15 protein-coding genes and 1 pseudogene are annotated in these 15,998 nt (G+C 71.4%); 7 read left to right on the top strand and 9 right to left on the bottom strand.

Annotated elements, in window-relative coordinates; all coding sequences use genetic code 11:
* Positions 1–40: 40 nt before the first annotated feature.
* From CU254_RS18895 to CU254_RS18905, 3 genes are all read right to left on the bottom strand, one after another.
* Positions 41–1,525 carry a succinic semialdehyde dehydrogenase gene (locus CU254_RS18895; RefSeq protein ID WP_009078411.1) on the bottom strand — a complete coding sequence of 495 codons (1,485 nt, stop codon included), beginning with the start codon at positions 1,523–1,525 and terminating at the stop codon, positions 41–43.
* Between the two features lie 7 nt (positions 1,526–1,532).
* Positions 1,533–2,462: an acetoacetate decarboxylase family protein gene (locus CU254_RS18900; RefSeq protein WP_009078413.1), complete on the bottom strand. Its 930-nt coding sequence runs from the start codon at positions 2,460–2,462 to the stop codon at positions 1,533–1,535.
* Positions 2,463–2,557: 95 nt separating this feature from the next.
* Positions 2,558–3,133: a TetR/AcrR family transcriptional regulator gene (locus CU254_RS18905; protein ID WP_009078415.1), complete on the bottom strand. Its 576-nt coding sequence runs from the start codon at positions 3,131–3,133 to the stop codon at positions 2,558–2,560.
* A 70-nt stretch (positions 3,134–3,203) separates the two neighbouring features.
* Between CU254_RS18905 and CU254_RS18910 the strand changes: the two genes are divergently transcribed.
* From CU254_RS18910 to CU254_RS18920, 4 genes and pseudogenes are all read left to right on the top strand, one after another.
* Positions 3,204–4,412: a trans-acting enoyl reductase family protein gene (locus CU254_RS18910; RefSeq protein ID WP_009078416.1), complete on the top strand. Its 1,209-nt coding sequence runs from the start codon at positions 3,204–3,206 to the stop codon at positions 4,410–4,412.
* A pseudogene (locus tag CU254_RS44965) lies at positions 4,399–4,707 on the top strand (alpha/beta fold hydrolase); the annotation flags it as partial. The gene CU254_RS18910 and the pseudogene CU254_RS44965, both read left to right, overlap by 14 nt.
* A gap of 25 nt (positions 4,708–4,732) precedes the next feature.
* Positions 4,733–5,179: a hypothetical protein gene (locus tag CU254_RS43675; protein WP_009078418.1), complete on the top strand. Its 447-nt coding sequence runs from the start codon at positions 4,733–4,735 to the stop codon at positions 5,177–5,179.
* 40 nt (positions 5,180–5,219) lie between these two features.
* Complete coding sequence (locus tag CU254_RS18920) at positions 5,220–6,140, top strand: NAD-dependent epimerase/dehydratase family protein (RefSeq protein WP_009078419.1); 921 nt, start codon at positions 5,220–5,222, stop codon at positions 6,138–6,140.
* On the opposite strand, the gene CU254_RS18925 is transcribed toward CU254_RS18920, so the two are convergent.
* The 3 genes from CU254_RS18925 to CU254_RS18935 form a co-directional block, all read right to left on the bottom strand.
* Positions 6,097–7,185: a GlxA family transcriptional regulator gene (locus tag CU254_RS18925; RefSeq protein WP_009078422.1), complete on the bottom strand. Its 1,089-nt coding sequence runs from the start codon at positions 7,183–7,185 to the stop codon at positions 6,097–6,099. The two genes, CU254_RS18920 and CU254_RS18925, sit on opposite strands and share 44 nt — an antisense overlap.
* Positions 7,186–7,265: 80 nt before the next feature.
* Positions 7,266–8,240, bottom strand: coding sequence for an alpha/beta hydrolase (locus CU254_RS18930; protein ID WP_009078423.1), 975 nt, complete (start codon positions 8,238–8,240; stop codon positions 7,266–7,268).
* Positions 8,241–8,445: 205 nt separating this feature from the next.
* Positions 8,446–9,837 (bottom strand): KamA family radical SAM protein, encoded by a 1,392-nt coding sequence (locus CU254_RS18935; RefSeq protein ID WP_009078426.1) that lies wholly within the window; start codon positions 9,835–9,837, stop codon positions 8,446–8,448.
* Between the two features lie 121 nt (positions 9,838–9,958).
* Between CU254_RS18935 and CU254_RS18940 the strand changes: the two genes are divergently transcribed.
* Genes CU254_RS18940 through CU254_RS18950 form a run of 3 tightly spaced genes read left to right on the top strand, consistent with a single transcriptional unit; the run spans position 9,959 to position 13,981 of the window.
* On the top strand, positions 9,959–11,560 hold the full coding sequence (locus tag CU254_RS18940) for an amidohydrolase (protein ID WP_009078428.1): 1,602 nt from the start codon (positions 9,959–9,961) through the stop codon (positions 11,558–11,560).
* A gap of 10 nt (positions 11,561–11,570) precedes the next feature.
* Positions 11,571–13,190: an apolipoprotein N-acyltransferase gene (lnt, locus tag CU254_RS18945; RefSeq protein WP_037714136.1), complete on the top strand. Its 1,620-nt coding sequence runs from the start codon at positions 11,571–11,573 to the stop codon at positions 13,188–13,190.
* A gap of 23 nt (positions 13,191–13,213) precedes the next feature.
* Complete coding sequence (locus CU254_RS18950; protein ID WP_009078432.1) at positions 13,214–13,981, top strand: polyprenol monophosphomannose synthase; 768 nt, start codon at positions 13,214–13,216, stop codon at positions 13,979–13,981.
* Between the two features lie 4 nt (positions 13,982–13,985).
* Here the strand turns inward: CU254_RS18950 and CU254_RS44970 are convergent, their stop codons facing one another.
* The 3 genes from CU254_RS44970 to CU254_RS18965 form a co-directional block, all read right to left on the bottom strand.
* On the bottom strand, positions 13,986–15,080 hold the full coding sequence (locus tag CU254_RS44970; protein ID WP_009078434.1) for an SRPBCC domain-containing protein: 1,095 nt from the start codon (positions 15,078–15,080) through the stop codon (positions 13,986–13,988).
* Positions 15,077–15,421, bottom strand: a complete 345-nt coding sequence (locus tag CU254_RS18960) for a helix-turn-helix transcriptional regulator (protein WP_078561115.1) — start codon at positions 15,419–15,421, stop codon at positions 15,077–15,079. Before CU254_RS18960 ends, CU254_RS44970 begins: the two co-directional genes overlap by 4 nt.
* 79 nt (positions 15,422–15,500) lie before the next feature.
* On the bottom strand, positions 15,501–15,977 hold the full coding sequence (locus CU254_RS18965; protein ID WP_009078437.1) for a helix-turn-helix domain-containing protein: 477 nt from the start codon (positions 15,975–15,977) through the stop codon (positions 15,501–15,503).
* Positions 15,978–15,998 lie beyond the last annotated feature (21 nt).

Genomic DNA, 15,998 nt, shown 5'->3' on the forward strand with positions numbered 1-15,998 from the left:
TTCGTACGGGGGCGGACGGCGAACCGTGGCGACTTCGTGGTCATCGGACGCCCAGTGCGCGCAGCATCTTGAACGCCCGGGTCAGGAGCCGCGCCCACTGCTCGTGCTCGATTCCGCGGGGCGGGTTGAAGCCCTGGAGCCGCTGGTGGGCGACGGTCTGGGCTTCGGTGTACTTGAGCAGTCCGTCGGCGCCGTGCCGGCGGCCGAGGCCCGAGTCGCCCATGCCGCCCATGGGGGCGTCGATGCTGCCCCAGGCGGCGGCGAACGCCTCGTTGACGGTGCCGGCGTGCAGCCGTCGCGCCACCTTGCGGGCCTCGGCGCCGTTGCGGCCCCAGACGCTCGCGTTGAGTCCGTACGGAGTGGCGTTGGCCATCGCCACCATCGTCGGCTCGTAGAACAGCGGCCCGAGGTCGGGACGGGCGCGGCCGCCGGCCAGCACCGTCGCGCCTTTCGACACCGCGTCGCCGACGTGTGCGCTGACCGTCTCGAGTTGCGAGGGCGTGGTCAGCGAGCCCATGTCCATCGAGAAGTCGTAGGCAGCACCCAGGCGCATGGCCCGGGTGCGCTCGACGAACGCGGCCACGAACGCGTCGTGGATCTCGTCGGCGACGTAAAGCCGCTCGACGGACACGCACAGCTGCCCGGCCGAGGGGAAACAGGCGGCGACCGCACCGGCGGCGGCCTTCTCGATGTCGGCGTCGGCGAGCACCACCATGGCGTTCTTGCCGCCCAGCTCCAGCGACGCGCCGATGAGCCGCTCGCCCGCGTCGCGCGCGATCTGTCGCCCGCTGGCGGTGGAGCCGGTGAACATCAGGTAGTCCGCGCCGGCCATGAGCGCGCCTCCGATGGAGCTGCCGCGGCCGATCACCATCTGCCACACGTCGGCGGGCAATCCGGCCTCGCGCATCAGCTCCATCGCCCACAGCGCGGTCAGTGCGGTCTGGGTGTCGGGCTTCTGCACCACGGCGTTGCCGGCCAGCAGGGCCGGAATGGCGTCGCCGGCGGCCATGCTGAGCGGGTAGTTCCACGGCGAGATGACGGTGACGACGCCCTTGGGGTGGTGCAGTTCGGTGGTGTGGGTCAGCACCGGGATCGCGCCCTTGCGACGCTTCGGCGAGAGCAGCCGCCGTGCGCTGCGCGCGTAGTAGCGGGCGGTGACGGCGATGTCGCCGACCTCGAGGAAGGCGTCGCGACGGGTCTTGCCGCTGTCGGCCTGCATCAGGTCTAGAGCCTGCTCTTGCCGCTGAAGGACGAGGTCGTGGAAGCGCAGCAGGATGCGCGCGCGGTCGGCCACCGGGGTCGCCGCCCAGCCGGCCTGGGCAGCGCGTGCCCGGGCGAAGGCCTCCTCGACGTCGTCGGGGGTGGAGACGGGCAGGTCCGCGAGCGGTGCGCCGGTGTAGGGCGAGGTCGTGACGACCCGCTGGGCTCCGGCAGCGGCGACCAGGGCGGCCAGGCGCTCGAGCCGGGCCTGCGTCAGCGAAGCCGGAAGAGCGGTGTCGAGGCGGCGCGCGTTCGTGATGGTCATCTTGTTCTCAGCTCCGGTCCTGGACGGAGGTGGGCACCGGCATGTGCAGGGCCAGCTGGCCTTCGGTGGCGACGTCGAGCTGGATCGTCCGGATCGGCTTCAGCGAGCGCAGGTCCTCGCTCATCCGGCCCTCGCCCAGCTGCAGGTCCAGGCCGCGGGGGAACCGCGCGACGCCCGACGACAGCAGGTTGATCTGGCTGGTCGTGGAGTGCCAGGCGCCGTCGATCGTGGTGTAAGAGGTCAGGGTCGAGACGTGCTCGCCGGTGCGCCGGGCGGTCTGCTTCGGGGTGGGCGCCGAGAAGGCGAGGTCGAGGCCGCCCTGGTCGTTGGCGACCCGGAAGGAGGTGCGCCGGGGGTCGATGTCGACGTCGAGCTGGGTGACCCACTTGGGGAAGCCGTACCCGTCGTGGCCGCGCACCTGCGCGATCTCGGTGTTGACCGGAAGCGAGAGCACGTAGGAGTGCAGGGAGTCGTTCTTCAGCCCGGCGACCAGGTCGAGGAAGCCCAGCCCGCCGCTGTGCCGGGCCGGCTTGACGGCGATGCCGACGGCGGCCTCGGTGTAGAAGTCGATGTCGCAGACGTCGTACCGGAAGGCCATCGCCGAGACGATCCCGAGGCCAGGGGCGATCTCGAGCGGATCCAGCTCCTGGGGCAGGCGGGCCCGGACGGCCTTCGTCGGCGCGAGCATCGTGAGCCGGGCCGTGGCGATGCGGTAGTAGAAGTTCGGCGTCAGCGTCGGCCCGATGCGCGAGTCCACGCGGGTCTTCGGCATCCGCCGGAAGAAGTCGACGCTGCTGACCCTCGGGTCCCGCGCGACCTCGTCGAGGTCGGTGTCCATCCGGAACCGGTCGTAGAGGCCGCCTTCGGGGACGGCGACGAGACGGCCTCCGAGGTCGACCTCCACCGTCCGGTCGGTCAGCTTGCCGGTCGATGCCATGAGCTCTCTCCTCCGATGTAAGCAGCGTTAACACCGAGGATGGCACGGGATGTAAGCACTGTCAACAACGGGTGGTGCGAGGCACGCGACACGCGTCAGGGACCGACCGAGGCGATCGCGAGGAAGGCGCCGCGCACCCGTTCGGCGACCTCCTTCTCTGACGCCGCTTGCAGCTTGCCGTCGAGGTGCAGGCAGGCCAGCCCGTGCGCGAGGCCCCAGCCGGCCGAGGCCAGCGCCGAGGCGTCGGCCTCGGGGAAGACTCGGTCGAGCGCGGCGGCCAGCAGTTCGTGCAGTGCTTCCGCGGCTTTGACCCGCTCGTCGTCGGCGTCGTCGCACGGCTTGCCGAACATCACGCGGAAGAGGGCCGGACGCCGCAGTGCGAAGGCGACGTAGGCGACCGCGAATTCGGCCAGGTCCGCAAGCGAGGCGGGCGGGTTGCGCCCGTCGCCCAGATCGGTCAGCAGGTCCCGGAACCCTTCGGCGGCCAGCGCGGACTCCAGTGCGTCGCGGTCCTTGAAATGGCGGTACGGCGCCGTCGGCGACACCCCGGCCCGGCGCGCGACGGCCCGAAGCGAGAAGGGCTCGCCGGCCTCGAGCATCTCCATCGCGGCCGACAGCAGCGCCGCCCGCAGGTCGCCGTGATGGTAGCCACCCTTCTCCGAAGTTGACATCGCTTACTTCACCCTTCTACGCTCGGTTAGCACTGTAAACATAGCGCATTTCCCGAGGAGCCGAGATCCGATGTCCGCACGCACGAACCCGCGCCCCTACGACGTCATGCTCCTCGGGGCCACCGGCTTCACCGGCGGCCTGACCGCCGAGTACCTCGCCGCCAATCTCCCTTCCGGGGCGAGGCTCGCCCTCGCCGGACGCAACCGGGCCAAGCTGGAGGCCGTCCGCGGCCGGCTCCTCAAGAGCAACCAGCGGCTGGAGGACATCGCGCTCCTCCACGCCGACTCCTCGGATCCCCGGTCCCTGTCCCGCGTCGCCGAGTCCGCGCGGGTCGTGATCACCACGGTGGGCCCGTACCTGGAGCACGGCGAACCGCTCGTGGCCGCCTGCGCCGCCGCCGGCACGGACTACGTCGACCTCACCGGCGAGCCCGAGTTCGTCGACCGGATGTACGTCGAGCACCACGCGACGGCCGAGCGGACCGGCGCTCGCCTCGTCCACGCCTGCGGCTTCGACTCGATCCCGCACGATCTCGGCGCGCTCTTCACCGTCCAGCAGCTGCCGTCCGGCGTGCCGGTGGCCCTCCGGGGCGTGGTCCGCACGAACGCCGCCATCTCCGGCGGCACCCTGCACTCCGGTCTCGGCCAGCTGTCGCGACCGCGCGCCATGCTGCGGGCCGCGTCCGGACGCCGTCGGCTCGAGCCGCGGCCGCGGGGACGCCGGGTTCGCGCCCGCATCGGCCGCCCCCATCGCGACAGTGTGCTCGGGACCTGGCTGATCCCGCTGCCCACGATCGACCCCGAGGTCGTCCGGCGGTCCGCGCTCGCCCGCGCGGACTACGGGCCGGACTTCACCTATTCCCACTACATCGGGGCCCGACGCGTCGCTACAGTCGCCGGCGCGATCGCCGGCTTCCCCGCGGTCCTGGCCGCAGTGCAGATCCCGCCCTTGCGCCGTGCCATCGGCCGGCGCATCCCGCAAGGCGAGGGGCCATCGGCGGAGCGACGCGAGCGCGCCTGGTTCACCGTCGACTTCGTCGGCGAGGGCGGCGGCGAGACCGTGCACGCCCAGGTCAGCGGGGGAGACCCCGGCTACACCGAGACCGCCAAGATGCTGGCCGAATCGGCGCTGTGCCTCGCCTTCGACGACAACCCGCCCACCGCCGGCCAGGTCACCACCGCGGCCGCGATGGGCGAGAACCTGCTGCGGCGGCTCCAGGACGCCGGCATCGGCTTCACCGTGCTCTCCTCGACGACGGCGACCCATGGCGGACGCTGACCAGGCTGGCGCCAGCCCGCCGATCGTCCTCATCTCGCCGGCGATGGCCATCGGCTCCGGCTACTACCGCCCGCTGGTCGCCGAGTTCGAGCGGCGCGGGTGGGAGGCCCGAGCGTTGCGCCGGCGAGGGTTCGAGCACGGCGAGCCGCGGGCGAGCCGACGCGAGGACTGGGCCTACCGCGACGAGATCGACGACATCGCACAGGCAGTCGCCGCGGCGAGGGCGGAGTTGCCCGGGCGGCCAGTGCTGCTTCTCGGGCACAGCCTCGGGGGACAGCTCGTGGCCGGGCACGAGCTCACCCGGCCCGCCGGCCGACGGGGTGATCACGGTCGCCGGTGCGATCCCGCACTACCGGCACTTCGCCTGCGGAGGTCTCCACCTCGCTGCCCTGGCGGCGCTCGTGGTCCCGGCGGCGACCGCAGTGTTCGGCTACCTGCCGAAGCCGGCGTTCGGCGGCCCCGGGGCCCGCACGTTCATGCGCGAATGGGCGCGCATGGTCCTCACCGGCCGGCCGCCCTACGCGATCAAGCAGCCGATCACCACGCCGGCCCTCGTGATCAGCCTGGGCGACGACGCACTGTCACCGGTCGGGGCCGTCGACGACCTCGCCCGGCGACTCTTCGCCCCGGCCTCGGTCACCCGCTGGCACCTCACCGGCGACCAGTCGCCCCCGGGGTCGACCAACGACCACGTCGGCTGGGTCCGCACCCCGGCCGCGGTGGTCGACCGCACCGTCCTCTGGTGGCACGACGCCGCTCGCGACTGAGCCGTCGCCGACACCGCCCCCTCACCTCAAGGAGACCCGAATGCAGACCGTTCTCGGCGCTGGCGGACCGATCGCCGACGAGCTCGTGCACGAGCTCTACCGCAACCACACCAAGGACATCCGGCTCGTCAGCCGCAAGCCGTCGCCGGTCAACGACACCGACGAGCTCGTGGCCGCGGACCTCACCGATGCCGAGGCCGCGAGCCGCGCTGTCGCGGGCAGCGAGATCGCCTACCTCACCGTCGGCCTGCCCCTGGACTCGGAGCTGTGGGAGCGTCAGTTCCCCGTCATCATGCGCAACGTCATCGACGCCTGCGCCGAACACGGGACGAAGCTCGTCTTCTTCGACAACACCTACATGTATCCGGGAACGTCGGCGCCGCAGACGGAGTCGACCGCATTCGCGCCGGGCGGTCGCAAGGGACGGGTCCGCGGCGAGCTCGCCGCCATGCTGCTCGAGGCCATCCGCGCGGGCCGGGTCGAGGGCCTCATCGGCCGCGCTCCCGAGTTCTACGGGCCTGGCCGGACCAAGAGCTACACGAATACGCTGGTGTTCGACCGGATCAGGGCGGGCAAGCGGCCGTTCGTCCCGGTCAACGCCCGCGCCAAGCGCTCCCTGATCTGGACCCCCGACGCGAGCCGGGCGCTGGCGCTGCTCGGCAACACCCCGGACGCCTACGGCCAGACGTGGCATCTGCCGGTCGACCCGGACCGGCTGTCCTACGCCCAGCTCGTCGAGCTCGCCGCCGAGGCGACCGGCCGCAAGATCGGCTACACGGTGCTGCCGATGCTTGCCTTCCGCCTCGGGCGCCGCTTCGTCAAACCGCTCGACGAGATGTACGAACTGCTCGTCCGCTACCGCGACGACAACATCTTCGACAGCTCGAAGTTCGCGGCCCGCTTCCCCGGCTTCCGGGTCACCACCTATCGCGAGGGCGTGGAGCGGATCCTCGCCGGCTGACCGCTCGACCGGTCACCCTCCTGGCTGAGCCGTGCCGCGATGCCGAACCGGTTCCGGTACTCCGACGGCGTGACGCCCGTGGCGCGCTGAAAAGCCGCCGGAAGTTCGACACGTCGAGGTAGCCGACGCTGCGCGAGATCCGAGCGACCGGCTCGTTGGTCAGCTCCAGCGACTCGCGGGCCTTCGCGATGCGCGCCGCCTGGAGGTACTCCGTCGCCGTCAGGCCCGTGGCCTCCTTGAACCGTCGCTGGAAGGTGCGCGGGTGCATCGCCGCGGTCTGTGCGAGCTGCTCCACGGAATGGGGCTCGTCGAGGTGGGCGTGCAGCCGGGCCTGCACCTCGCGAATGTCGGCGTCGCCGTGCTGGAGGCGTGGCGTGAATTCCTGGTAGAGGGACTGCCGTCGGCGAGGCGGGTCGGCGAGGACGAAGCGCGCCGTGTGCAGCATGACGCTGGGACCGAGCATCCGGTCGACCAGTGTGAGGCCAAGGTCCACCCAGGCCAGGATCCCCGCGGCCGTCACGAGGTCGACGTCGTCGATCACCATGCGGGAAGCGTCCACCCGGACGTCCGGACAGCGCCGCGCCAGCTCCTCGGCGAACGCCCAGTGGGTCGTGGCGTCCCGCGAGTCGAGCAGGTGGGTCTCGGCGAGCACGAACACGCCGGCGCACACGGCGCAGAGAGTGGTGCCCCCGGACCGGAGGCCGACGAGCCAGTCGGTGAGTTCGCCGACCGATGCCATCAGCTCGGGCACGACGAGGCTGGGCGGAATGATGACGTGGCTGAGCCGATGTTCGAGCTCGGGATGGGTGTCCGAGGAGCAGACCATGACCGGCCCGTCGTCGGCGGCGGACACGGTCCAGGTGCTGACCCGGATCACGCTCGGAGGATCGGCCGATTCGACGGCGTACTCGCTGGCGACGCGGAAGATGTCGCGGAGGCCGTGGATCGCCGAGACCTGGCAGTCGGCGTACTCCAGCAGGCCGACCTCGCCGACCACCCGCGCACCGGTCGCGTCGACGTGCGGACCTGTGGCCGTCGGGCTCATCGTGTCTCCTCGGATGCCGTGTCCGGCACGGCGGTGGGCGGCAGACTCTGCCTAGTCTGCCGCCCACGGGCCTTCTGGTGTCACTCCTGGTGCAGCGCCTCGCGCAATGCCTGGACGGACAGCTTCCGCGCGACGTTGGTGGCCGGTGTGTCCCGCAGACCGTCCAGCAGCATGAAATCGTGCACGGTCCCGCTGATGCGGACGCCCGTCACCTCGACGCCGGCCTCGCGGAGCTTGTTCGCGTAGAGCTCGCCGCCGTCCCGCAGGACGTCCGCCTCCGCGGTGATGACGAGTGCGGGCGGCAGTCCCGCGAGGTCTTCGAGGGTGGCCCGCAGGGGCGAGGCGTACTTTTCCTCGCGCTTGCTCTCGTCGGTCGTGTACGCGTCCCAGAACCACTTCATCCCGTCGCGCGTGAGGTAGTAGTGCTCCGCGAACTGGTGGTACGACTGGGTGTCGAAATCCGGCCCCGTCACGGGATAGAGCAGGATCTGCGCCTTGAGCGCGAGCCCGCCGCGGTCCTTGTTCATCTGCGCGAAGACCGCGGACATGCATCCGCCGACCGACTCGCCGGCGACGGCGACACGGGAGGTGTCGAGCCCGTGCTCGGCGCCGTTCTCCTGCAGCCACTGGCCGACGGCGTAGTTCTGCTCGACCTGCGTGGGGTACCCCTTCTCCGGCGCCCAGTCGTAGACCGGGAAAACACCGGCGGCGCCGGCCCCGACCGCGAGTTCGCGGAAGAGGCGGTCGTGGGTCTTGTCGTCGCCGAAGACCCAGCCGGCGCCGTGGATGTAGAACACGACCGGCAGCGGGCCGGTGGCGCCCTTGGGCTTGATGATGCGGGTGCGGACGGTGCCCCACTCGCCGGCGTCGACCTCGACCCACTCCTCGTCGACGTCCGGGCGCTCGACACCCTCGCCGCTCTGCAGGTCGCTGAGAATCCTGCGCCCCTCCTCGGGCGGCAGCTCGTAGATGCGCGGGTGCGGGTCGGTGTCCTCGGCGAGCTTCTTGGCCTCGGGCTCCAGATACGGCGTGGTCGGGGCTGGAAGATCGGTCATCGGAGTTCCTTCCCTCGGATCGGACCGCTTGCGCCTTTCGACGCTACGGACGGTCCGCGTCCGAGAGGAGTGCCGCGAACGACTCCCTTGGCGGTGATTGCGACACGCCAGATCCTGACCGCGCGGTTTCTTCAGGGCAGGGCGCCGATCCCGAGACAGCCGGCTGCCCGCGGATCCGTCGCCCTGCCGCGGGCAAGCGCTCGAATCAGCGCGTTTTCTGGTCGGCCCACCAGTTCTGCCCGGCCTCGGGCAGCGTCTGGATCGGGTCGTAATACGGGTACTTCCGCTGCAACGCCTCCGGGTCCTCGTGTTCGATCCCGGTCCGGTAGTTCTTGGTCCAGTAGGAAATCCCGAGGTCGCGGTCGTATTCCGCGAGCTGGTGCACCCACCGCTTCCCGACGTAAGGCACGTCGCACACGATCCGCGGCGTCGCGTACCCCGGCAAATACCCCATGATCGAATGCTGCAGTTCCTGCGCTTCCCAAACGGCGACCCGCCAGTGCTCCGCATTCGGAATCATGTCGCACATGTAAAAGTAGTAAGGCAGGATATTGGCCTCGCCCTGCAAAGCAAAACAAAGATCCAACAGCGCGGCCGGAGTGTCGTTGACCCCGCGCATCAGCACGCCCTGATTCCGCACGTCCCGGACCCCGACCTGCAACGCCGTCCGCGCTGCCTCCGCGACCAGCGGCGTCACCGACTGCGCGTGGTTCACGTGCGTGTGAATGGCCAGGTTCACCCCGCGCGCCTGCGCGGTCAAAGCGACCCGCTGCAAGCCCTCGGTGACCTTCGGCTGCAGCCAGTGCTGGGGAAGCGCCGCGAGGGCCTTCGTGGCTAAGCGGATGTCGCGCACCGTCTCGATGTCCATCAGGCGCATCAGGAAGGACTCCAGCTGCGGCCACGGCACGTTCGCCACGTCGCCGCCGGACACGACCACGTCCCGGACGCCGGGGGTGCGCTTCAGGTAGTCGGTCATGGCGTCCTGGCGGTCCACCGGCTTGAGCGCGAGCTTGTGCTTCTCGATCTGTTCGGTCGAGTTGCCGACGAGGTCCATCCGGGTGCAGTGCCCGCAGTACTGCGGGCAGGTCGAGATCATCTCGGCCAGCACCTTGGTCGGGTAGCGGTGGGTGAGCCCCTCGACGACCCACATCTCGGCCTCGTGCAGCGAGTCGCGTTCGGCGTGCGGGTGGCTCGGCCACGCCGGGTGCCGGTCGCTGCGCACGGGAAGCATGTAGCGGCGGATCGGGTCGGCGTAGAACGCCTCGGTGACCTTCGCCGGGTCGGTGCCCGCGTGCGGGGCCATCGTGTTGATCATCTGCGGCGGCAGCAGCATCGACATCGTGGCCATCTCGCGCTGGTCGGCGAGCAGGTCCTCGTAGAACCGGTCCTCCAGCAGGTCGCCCATCAGGGCCCGCAGCTGCTTGACGTTGCGCACGCAGTGCACGCGCTGCCACTGCGCGTCCCGCCACTCTGCCTCGGTGACGTCGTGCCAGCCGGGGAAGCGGCGCCAGTCGGGTTCTGCCAGCTCGGCGCGGACGTACTCGTACGGCTGGTCGAAGGCGGCGGCAGTCGGCACAGGTTCCTGGATCGCAGTCATCTGTACTCCTAGTCGTCGGGAACGCGTGAAAATATCCTGCCATAACGTTAGTCGACCGTAAATCTTTCTGCAGGACGACCCGGTCTGTCCTGCTCGGAAGACCAGGCGGGAGACTCGGGGAGTGAACGACAGCACCACGCTCCTGCTCGGCGGCCGCGTCTACACCCCGTCCTCCCCGGACGCCACCGCGATGGCGGTCTCCGGCGGCACCGTGGTGTGGGTCGGGCAGGACGCCCCGGCCCGCGCGCTGCACCCGGACGCCGAGGTCGTCGACCTGGACGGGGCGTTCGTCGCGCCGGCGTTCGTGGACGCGCACGTGCACGCCACCTCCACCGGCCTGCACCTGACCGGCCTCGACCTGACCGCCGTCCGCAGCTCCGCGGAACTGCTCGCCGCGGTGCGCGGCGCCGTCGTGCCCGGGCAGGTCCTGCTCGCGCACGGCTGGGACGAGTCGTCCTGGAGCGAGCAGCGGCTGCCGAGCCGCGCCGAGCTGGACGACGCCGCCGGGGACACGCCCGTCTACCTGAGCCGCGTCGACGTCCACTCCGCCCTGGTGTCGAGCGCGCTCGTCAAGCTCGCGCCCGGCGTCGAGTCCGCCGCGGGATGGTCCGCCGCCGGCCCGCTCACCCGCGCCGCCCACCACCTCGTCCGCGGCGCGGCCCGGGACGCGGTCACCCGGCCGCAGCGCCAGGCCGCCCAGCGCGCGTTCCTCGAGACGGCCGCCGCGCGCGGGATCGTGTCGGTGCACGAATGCGCGGGCCCGGACATCTCCGGCGAGGAAGACTTCGCCGACCTGCTCGCACTGGCCGACCCGGCGCTGCCCGAGGTCGTCGGCTACTGGGGCCAGCTGGACGGCCTCGAAACCGCCCGCCGCCTCGGCGCGCACGGCGTCGCCGGAGACCTTTTCGTGGACGGGGCCCTGGGCTCTCGCACCGCCGCCCTCACCGCGCCGTACTCCGACGAGCCCGGCACCTCCGGCTCCCTCTACGCCGACGCGTCGGTGATCGCCGACCATCTCGTCGCCTGCACCGAAGCCGGGCTGCAGGCGGGTTTCCACGTCATCGGCGACGCCGCGGTCGGCGAGGTGGTCGAAGGATTCCGGCTCGCCGAGAAGCAGATCGGCCAGCGCTCCCTCGCCGCGCGGCACCACCGGCTGGAGCACCTGGAGATGGTCACCGCGGACCAGGCGCGCGCCCTCGCCGGATGGGGCGTCGTCGCGTCCGTGCAGCCGCTGTTCGACGAAGCCTGGGGCGGCGACTCCGGCATGTACTCCGAACGCCTCGGCGCCCGGGCCGCGGCGCTCAACCCGTTCGCGCAGCTCGCTGCCGAAGGAGTCGTGCTCGCCTTCGGCAGCGACGCGCCGGTGTGCGCGGTGGATCCGTGGGCGTCGGTCCGCGCGGCCGTGCACCACCACACTCCCGAAGCGCGTCTCTCCGCGCGCGCCGCGTTCACCGCGCACACGCGCGCCGGACACCGCGCGGCGGGCGTCAACGACGGCGTCACCGGAAGCCTCGTGCCGGGCGCGCCCGCGCACTACGCGATCTGGGACGCGGCCGACCTCGTCGTCGCCACGGCGGACAGCCGCGTGCAGCGCTGGTCCACCGATCCGCGTTCCGGCGTGCCGCCGCTGCCGAGGCTGGAGCCGGGCACGCCGCTGCCGCGCTGCCTGCGCACGGTCCGCGGCGGCACGGTCATCTACGACGAGTTCACACCGGCCGCTTAGAGTTCCGGGTGTGGCAGTGAGCGTGGCGGACGCCGATTCGGGCGTTCCGCACAAGACCAAGCGAAAGCGGGCGTGGAAGCCCTGGCTCGCGCGCGTCCTGGTGACGGCGGCGACCGGTTACGGCTACTACCTCAGCTTCGCGCCGCGCCCGCTGTGGTGGCTGGCCCCGCTGGCGTTCGCCGCGTTCGCGCTGGTCCTTCGTGGACGGTCGTTCCGCGGCGCGTTCGGGTACGGCTTCGTGTTCGGCATGGCGTTCTTCGTGCCGCTGCTGGTGTGGCTGCAGGACTTCCTTGGCCGCGACTTCGGACCGCTGCCGTGGCTGGCGCTGTCGTTCGCGCTGTCGCTCTACTTCGGACTCGCCGGGTGGCTGATCCGGGTCGTGGCCCGGCTGCCGCTGGCGCCGCTCTGGGGCGCGCTGGTGTTCGTCGCGCTCGAGACGCCGCGCACCTGGTTCCCGTTCGGGGGGTTCCCGTGGGGCCGGGTCGCGTTCAGCCAGCCCGAGGGCGCGTTCCTGTCGCTCGCGTCGGTCGGCGGCGCGCCGCTGGTCGGATTCGCCGTCGTGCTCACCGGTTTCGGCCTGGCAGCACTCATCGCCAGGCTGTGGCGCACGCGCAAAGCCTGGGACCGCGCGCTGGTGTGGCCCGCCGTGTTCACCGTGCTGCCCGCCGCGGCCGGGCTCGCAGTGTGGCCGACGATCGGCACCGAGGCGCAGAACGGTTCGCTCACCGTCGCGTCCGTGCAGGGCAACGCCCCGGACATCGGCCTCGCCTTGCAGGGACAGCGCGGAGTGCTGCGCGCGAACGCCCTCGCCGAAAGCGCCCGGCTGCTGCAGAAAGTCCAATCAGGACAGGCACCGAAGCCGGATCTGGTGCTGTGGCCGGAAACCTCGACCCCGCTCGACGGCGACGATCCCGGCGTCGACCAGATGCTGTCCGCCTTCGGGGCCTCCGGGATCATCGGGGCGCTCGTGCGCACGCCCGACGGGGCGGCGGAGAACTCCGCGGTCGTGTGGGATCCGAACACCGGCCCGGGACAGCGTTACGTCAAACAGGACCTCGTGCCCTTCGGCGAATACGTGCCCGCCCGCGCCGTCGCGCGATTGGTGACGCCGTTCATCGACGACACCCGCGACATGCGTGCCGGCGACGGCTCCAACGCCGCGCTGTCGGTCGCGGGCACGAAGATCGGCGTGTTCATCTGCTACGAGTCGGCGTTCGACGCTCCCGCGCGCGACGCGGCGAACGCGGGCGGCGAGCTGCTCGTCGTGCCGACGAACAACGCGTGGTACGGGCCGGGGGAGATGAGCTACCAGCAGCTGGCGATGGCGCGGCTGCGCGCGGTCGAGCACGGGCGCGCGGTGGTGGTGTCGGCGGTGTCCGGGGTGAGCGCGTTGGTCGCCCCGGACGGGACGATCACCAGCTCCACCGGGCTTTTCACGGCGGATGCCCTGGTCGGGCGCGTCCCGCTGCGCACGCAGACTACGCTGTCGGATCGAATCGGTGCGTGGACGGAGTACGGACTGCTGGCGTTGGCGATCGCGGGTGTCGCCTGCGGGTTCGTGCTCCGTTTTCGCACCCGGCGCGGCACGGCGGCGCCGACGGGGACCACAGCAGGGGAAGCGGCGGGCTGACCCGCCGGATGCGGAGGACACGGATGGCGCAGGCGCCGCGGGGGGCCGAATCGATCGAACCGGTGCTGGTGGTGATCCCGACCTACAACGAGCGGGACAACCTCGGCCCGGTGCTGGACCGGCTCCACAAGGCACTCCCGGACGTCGACGTGCTCGTCGTGGACGACGGCAGCCCGGACGGCACCGGCGAGCTGGCCGACGAGCGCGCGGCCGCGGACAAGCGGGTGCACGTGCTGCACCGCACCGCGAAGGAAGGCCTCGGCAAGGCCTACATCGCCGGGTTCCATTGGGGGATGGAGCGCGGCTACGCGACGTTCGTGGAGATGGACGCCGACGGTTCGCACGCGCCGGAGGACCTGCCCCGGCTGCTGGACGCGGTCGGCGACGCGGACCTGTCGATCGGGTCGCGGTACGTGCCCGGCGGCAGCACGGTGAACTGGCCGCTGCGCCGGACGCTGCTCTCGCGCGGGGCGAACCTGTACTCGCGGATCGCGCTGGGCATCAAGGTCGCGGACATGACCGCCGGGTTCCGCGCGTACCGGCGCCCGGTGCTGGAGAAGCTGGCGCTGAACGAGGTCGCCTCGCACGGCTACTGCTTCCAGATCGACCTCACGCGCCGCACCGCGGACGCCGGGTTCGTCATCGTCGAGGTGCCGATCACCTTCACCGACCGGGAAATCGGCGTGTCGAAGATGAGCGGCGGCATCATGTCCGAGGCGTTCTTCCGGGTCGCGGAGTGGGGCGTGCAGCGCCGCCTGGCCCAGCTGAAGAAGCTGCTGGGCCGAGGCTGAGGGCTTACTGCTTCGGCTGTTTCAGCACGCGGTAGGTGAGGTGTTCGGCGCCCGGCGTCGACACCGCACCGAGCGGCTCCAGCCGGACCGGTGCGGAGTTTTCCTCGGGGAACAACGGGGTTCCGCCGCCGAGGACTATCGGCGCGAGGTGGATCCGCAGCACGTCCGCCAATCCGGCGTGCAGGACCTGCGACGCGATCGACCCGCCGCCGCCCACGGTGACGTCCTTGCCGCCCGCGGCCGCGCGCGCCTGCTCGACCGCGCTCTCGATGCCGTCGGTGACGAACCGGAACCGCTCGCCCAGCCGGACTTTCCCGGGCCCGGCGTGGGTGACGACGAACACCGGCGGCGCGGGGATGCGGTCCTCGCCTTCGCCGTAGCCGTCCACGTCGGCCCAGCCGTTCGGGCCGTCCACGACGTCGAACATGTTGCGGCCCATGACCACCGCGCCCGTGTCGGTGAACGAGCGGTGCAGGATTTCCGAATCGCGCGGCGTCGGGTCGGACACCCAGGCGTGCAGCGGTTCGCCGCCGATGCCGAGTCCGTGTTCGGGCCCGGCTCCCGGTGCGGTGACGTAGCCGTCCAGCGACATCGAGATGTCCACGACCACGCGGCTCGCCGCCGGCCGGTCCGCGTCGCGCGCGAGTTCGTCGAGCCGGTCCATCGAATCGCGGATGCCGCGTTCCATCCCGCTCGCGACCATGGCGTCGCGGGCCTCGACGCTCGGGAAGACCGACCGGGTCCGCAGCCGGGTCCGGCCGTCGAGGTCCTCGAAGGTCAGGGTCTCCAGGCTGACCTGGCCGGGCGCGCCCTCGTACTCGAAGGTCTGGACTATCCGCTCGGCTCTGTCCACGGCGTGGAAGACGCCGCGGAACGCGTGCTCGCTGCCGTCGGCGGCGACGTGCACGTAGCGGTACGCCCCGCCGGAGTGCGCGTCGAACTCGAGGAGCCGCATCTCGACGTCGCGCGGGCCGAGCCAGCGGGTGATCAGGTCCGGGTCGGTATGGGCGCGGAACAGCCGGTCGGGCGCCGCGTCGAACTCGCGGACGATCTCGATGAACGGGCTGCCGGGCTGCGCGGTGATGGTGGTCGGGTTCATCGGTCCTGCTCCTTGGTCTCTTCGAGAAGGCTGTCGAGGCGGCGGTATTCGCGTTCGCGGGTGAGCCGGTAGGTGTCGATCCAGCTGGTCAGCTCTTCGAGGGCGGCCGCGTTGAGGTGGCACGGGCGGCGCTGGCCGTCTCGGCTGCGCGTGATGAGGCCGGCCGCCTCCAGCACCTGGACGTGCCGCGACACGGCTTGCTTCGTCACCGGGAACGGCTCGGCCAGTTCGTTCACGGTCGCCTCGCCGCGCGACAGCCGGGCGATGAGCGCGCGCCGGATCGGGTCGCCCAGCGCGGTGAACGCCCGGTCCAGCCGGGCCTCGACGTTGTCAACGGGCATCTTCATCAACCGATCTCTTTATCAAGCGACAAGTTGACAATAAGCCCGCGCGGTCGCCGGGGCAAGGGTCGACAGCGAGTCAGATTTTGCGCACCGAGGTCGTCTCGACGTCGGCCGCCGCGCCGCTCGCCGTGACCGGCCTGAGCGGCGGGACCGGCTGTCCGGCCTCGTCGACCAGCACGGAGTGGTCTTCGCCGGGGGAGAAGGCGTGCCGCTCGCCCCACTGGCGCAACGCGACGACGACGGTGAACAGGTCGCGCCCGGCCGCGGTGAGCGAGTAGACCTGCCGTTTGCCCGACTCGGCGGTCTGCCGGTCGAGGACGCCGCGTTCGACCAGGCGGCGCAGCCGGTCGGCGAGGATGTTGCGGGCGATGCCGGTGCGCTGCTGGAAGTCGGTGAACGCCCGCGCGCCGTCCATCGCGTCGCGGACGATCAGCAGGCTCCACCGGTCGCCGACGAGGTCCAGCGTGCGGGCCACCGGACACGACGGGTCGGTCCAGGCCGGGTTCTCGTCCACGTTTGCGTGCCTCCTCGATGAGTTGCTCTTTGAAACCATTCTGCCGTACGGTGCGATCAG

The sequence above is a fragment of the Amycolatopsis sp. AA4 genome, assembly GCF_002796545.1.
Lineage (GTDB): Bacteria > Actinomycetota > Actinomycetes > Mycobacteriales > Pseudonocardiaceae > Amycolatopsis.